Origin of the sequence: Streptomyces sp. NRRL WC-3549 (assembly GCF_000721935.1) — a bacterium.
Taxonomy (GTDB): domain Bacteria; phylum Actinomycetota; class Actinomycetes; order Streptomycetales; family Streptomycetaceae; genus Streptomyces.
Genome location: NZ_KL585437.1, coordinates 31342 through 35453, shown reverse-complemented (window position 1 = coordinate 35453; position 4112 = coordinate 31342). Strand labels below are relative to the sequence as shown.

The 4112-nt window shown below is 75.8% G+C and carries 4 protein-coding genes and 1 pseudogene; 1 reads left to right on the top strand and 4 read right to left on the bottom strand.

Annotated features, from left to right (window positions below; genetic code table 11):
• Positions 1 to 668, top strand: a 668-nt coding sequence (locus IH13_RS0131925) for a prolipoprotein diacylglyceryl transferase (protein WP_031089884.1), incomplete at its 5' end; no start/stop codon positions are given.
• 75 nt (positions 669 to 743) lie between these two features.
• Here the strand turns inward: IH13_RS0131925 and IH13_RS0131920 are convergent.
• The 4 genes and pseudogenes from IH13_RS0131920 to IH13_RS0131905 form a co-directional block, all read right to left on the bottom strand.
• The gene (locus IH13_RS0131920; protein WP_082317788.1) at positions 744 to 1607 is read right to left on the bottom strand and encodes an HpcH/HpaI aldolase/citrate lyase family protein; all 864 of its coding nucleotides are present in this window, start codon (positions 1605 to 1607) and stop codon (positions 744 to 746) included.
• The gene (locus IH13_RS0131915; protein WP_031089880.1) at positions 1604 to 2812 is read right to left on the bottom strand and encodes a CaiB/BaiF CoA transferase family protein; all 1209 of its coding nucleotides are present in this window, start codon (positions 2810 to 2812) and stop codon (positions 1604 to 1606) included. The genes IH13_RS0131920 and IH13_RS0131915 overlap by 4 nt, the downstream gene beginning before the upstream one ends.
• Positions 2809 to 3692: pseudogene (rbsK, locus tag IH13_RS39095) on the bottom strand (ribokinase). The gene IH13_RS0131915 and the pseudogene rbsK overlap by 4 nt, the downstream one beginning before the upstream one ends.
• Positions 3689 to 4112: ADP-ribosylglycohydrolase family protein (locus IH13_RS0131905; protein WP_199814914.1), on the bottom strand; the 424-nt coding region annotated here is incomplete at its 5' end. The pseudogene rbsK and the gene IH13_RS0131905, both read right to left, overlap by 4 nt.

The window sequence follows — 4112 nt, the reverse complement described above, 5'->3', positions numbered from 1 at the left end:
GCTGCCGCCGCAGGGGGATCCCCCTGCCCGCCTGGGCCGACGCGCTCGCGCCCGGAATCGTCTTCGCCCAGGCGATCGGCCGCTGGGGCAACTGGTTCAACCAGGAGCTCTACGGCAGGCCGACCGACGTGCCGTGGGCACTGAAGATCAGCGAGGGCGCCAACCGGGTCGCGGGCACCTACCACCCGACCTTCCTGTACGAATCCCTGTGGTGCGTCGGTGTCGGCCTCCTGGTCATCTGGGCGGACCGCCGCTTCAAGCTCGGACACGGCCGGGCGTTCGCGCTGTACGTCGCCGCGTACTGCGCGGGCCGCGGATGGATCGAGTACATGCGCGTCGACGAGGCGCACCACGTCCTGGGCCTCCGGCTCAACGTGTGGACGGCGATCGTCGTCTTCGCCCTGGCGGTCGTGTACATCGTGGTCTCGGCGAAGGTGCGCCCCGGCCGCGAGGAGATCGTCGAGCCGGCCGCGGTGGCGCCGGCCGAGGACGGCGACGGCGACGCCGATGACGCCGACGCCAAGGGCACCTCTGAGGGCGGCGCGGACCGGAAGGCGTCCGGCGCGGACCGCGAGGCGTCCGGCGCGGACCGCGAGGCGTCCGGCGCGAAGGCGCGGGAGCCGGAGGACGAGGCGGACGTCGCCCCGCAGACGGCCGAGAAGAGCTGACCCGCTCTTCCCGAGGCGGGCCGGACCTGTGCTGACACGCACGGGTCCGGCCCGCCTTCCGTCGACCACCGGCGGTCAGTCCCCGCGGGCCGCCAGCGAGAGGGTCCGGTGCGCCGCGGCCACCACCGCCGCGTCCACGAAGCGCCCGTCCGGCAGGGCCAGCGCACCCTCCTCGGTCCGGGCCGCCTCCACGACCTCCTGCGCCGCCTCGACCTCCGCCGCCGTGGGCCGGAACGCCTGCTCGATGACCGGCAGCTGCCGGGGGTGGATCGCGGTCCGGCCGAGGAATCCCAGCCGCCGGCCGTGCGCGCACGAGGCCCGGAGCCCCGCCAGGTCCCTGACGTCCGGGAACACCGACATCGCGGGCGGGTCCAGTCCGGCCGCCCGGGCGGCGACCACCACGCGGCTGCGCGGCCAGTCCAGCCCGGCGTCGTCCCGGACCCCGAGGTCGGCGCGGAGGTCCGCCTCGCCCAGGGCGATGCCCCGGACACCGGGATGGGCCCCGGCGATCGCGAACGCGTGCTCGACGGCCAGGGCGGACTCCAGCAGCGGATACAGCGCCACCCCCGGGGCCAGGGCGGCGGCACGGCGCACCGACGCCGCGCCGGTGACCTTGGGGAGCCGCAGCCCGGCCGGCCCGGGGAGCCCGGCCAGGGCCCGCACATCGCGCTCCCGGTGGACCCGGACGTGGACGGGCACCGCGGACGGGTCCGCCCTGGCCGGGTCCGCGAGGAGTTCGGCGGTCGCCGCCCTGGCGTACTCCCTGCGGTCCGGCGCGACCGCGTCCTCCAGGTCCACGATCACCACGTCCGCGCCCGCACCGAGCGCCTTGCGCACCACGGCGGGCCGGTCCCCGGGGGCGTACAGCCAGGTCAGCGCCACCGCCGCACCCGTCGCCGGGCCCCGCGCCGCCGTCCGCGCGAGCGGCGGGCTGCTCACAGGGCCCCCTCGGCGCGCAGGGCGGCGATGCGTGACGGCGCCAGCCCCAGCTCCGTCAGGATGGCGTCCGTGTCCGCGCCGTGGGGCCTGCCCGCCCAGCGGATCGACCCGGGCGTCTCGGAGAGCCGGAACAGCACGTTCTGCATCCGCAGCGGCCCGAGCTCCGGGTCGTCGACCTCGGTGACGGTGTCCAGGGCCCGGTACTGGGGGTCCTCCAGCACGTCCCGTACGTCGTGGACGGGGGCGATCGCGGCCTCGGCCTTCTCGAACGCGGACACCGCCTCGTCCCGGGTGCGCCGGGCGATCCAGCGGCCGACGGCCTCGTCCAGCTCGTCGGCGTGTTCGGCGCGGGTGGTGCCCGCCGCGAACCACGGTTCGTCGATCAGCTCCGGCCGGCTCACCAGCCGCATGACCCGCTCCGCGACCGACTGGGCCGAGGTGGAGACGGCGACCCAGTGCCCGTCCGAGGTCCGGTAGGTGTTGCGCGGCGCGTTGTTGCGGGACCGGTTGCCGGTGCGCGGCTGGACGTAACCGAGCTGGTCGTACCAGAGCGGCTGGGGACCCAGGACCGTCAGGATCGGCTCGATGATCGCCAGGTCCACCACCTGTCCGCGCCCGGTGCGCTCCCGCCCGGCCAGGGCCGTCATCACCGCGTACGCCGTCGCCAGCGCCGCGATCGAGTCGGCGAGCCCGAACGGCGGCAGGGTCGGCGGACCGTCCGGCTCCCCGGTGACGGCGGCGAAACCGCTCATCGCCTCGGCCAGCGTGCCGAAGCCGGGCCGGTGCGCGTACGGGCCGAACTGGCCGAAGCCCGTGACCCGGGCCAGCACCAGCCGGGGGTTGACGGCGCTCAGCTCCTCCCAGCCCAGGCCCCAGCGCTCCAGCGTCCCGGGCCGGAAGTTCTCGACGACCACGTCCGCCCCGGCGGCGAGCCGGAGCAGGACGTCCCGGCCGCCGGGGGCGGACAGGTCGAGCGTCATCGTGCGCTTGTTGCGGCCGAGCAGTTTCCACCACAGGCCGATGCCGTCCTTCGAGGGTCCGTGCCCGCGCGACGGGTCCGGGCGGCGGGGATGTTCGATCTTGACGACCTCGGCGCCGAAGTCACCGAGCACGGTCGCCGCGAGCGGCCCGGCGAAGAGTGTGGCGAGGTCCAGGACCCGCAGGCCCTCCAGGGGCGCGGCCGGTGCCGGCGCGGGCGTACTCATACGGCATCGATCTCGCTGCGGTACGGCATCGACGTCGACGCCCCCGGTTTCTGGACGCAGAGCGCCGCCGCCGACGACGCCCCGCCAGCGCCTCGGGGACGGCCCTGCCCTCCCCGAGTGCCACGGCCAGCGTCCCGACGAAGGTGTCCCCGGCGCCGGTCGTGTCGACGGCGACGGCCTCGGGGGCGGGGAACAGGACCGCCTCGGCGCCCCGGGCCGCGTACAGACAGCCCTTGGGGCCGAGCGTGATCACGACCTCGGGGACCAGGCGCAGCAGGATCTGGGCGGCGGCGTGCGGGTCGGCGTGGCCGGAGAGCTCGGCGGCCTCGTGCTCGTTGGGGACCAGCAGGTCGACCGCGTCCAGGAGCTCGGCCGGCAGGGGCCGCACGGGGGAGGGGGTGAGGATCGTGCGCACGCCCAGCGACCGCGCGGCCCGCGCCGCTTCGGTCACCGCGGTCAGCGGGAGTTCCAGCTGGAGCAGGAGCAGCCCGGCCGCCGCGATGGCGGCGTGCTCGCCCGGGCCGATGGTGGTGACCGTGCCGTTGGCACCGGGGACCACGACGATCGCGTTGGAGCCCTCGTCGTCGACGACGATGTGCGCGGTGCCGCTCGGGCCCGCCACCGTGTGGAGCAGGTCCGTGTCGACGCCCGCGTGCTCCAGGTTCGTCCGCAGCCGCGATCCGTACTCGTCGGTGCCGACCGCGCCGATCATCACCACCTGCCCGCCGGCGCGGGCCGCCGCGAGGGCCTGGTTGGCCCCCTTGCCGCCGGGTACGGTCAGGAACTCGCGCCCGGTGACGGTCTCCCCGCGGCCGGGTGCCCGGGCGACGTAGGCGACCAGGTCCATGTTGGTGCTGCCGAGCACCGCGATCGCTGTCATGGGCGGTGTACCTCCTGGTGGGTCAGTTCGGCGAGGGTGTCGAAGCCGACGGCGTCGAAGCCGGGCACGGACGTGGCGAGCCGGTTCTTGAGCGGGGCCGTCCAGCTCTCGGGCAGGGCGGCGGGCCGTCCGGCCAGCAGGCCCGTGAGGGAGCCGGCCGTGGCGCCGTTGGAGTCGGTGTCCCAGCCGCCGGACACCGCGGCGCAGACCGAGCGGGCGAAGTCGCCGTCCGCGTGGGTGAGGGCGGCGGCCAGCAGCGCCGCGTTGGGCAGGACGTGCACCCAGTGGTGGGTGCCGTCGTAGACGGCGTGCAGCCGGTCCACGACGAGGTCGAAGTCCCGTTCCGCGCGGGCGGCCCCGATACCGAGGCGCACGGCGCGCGCGTACCGGGAGCGGGGCGGCACCTGTCTCTTATACACA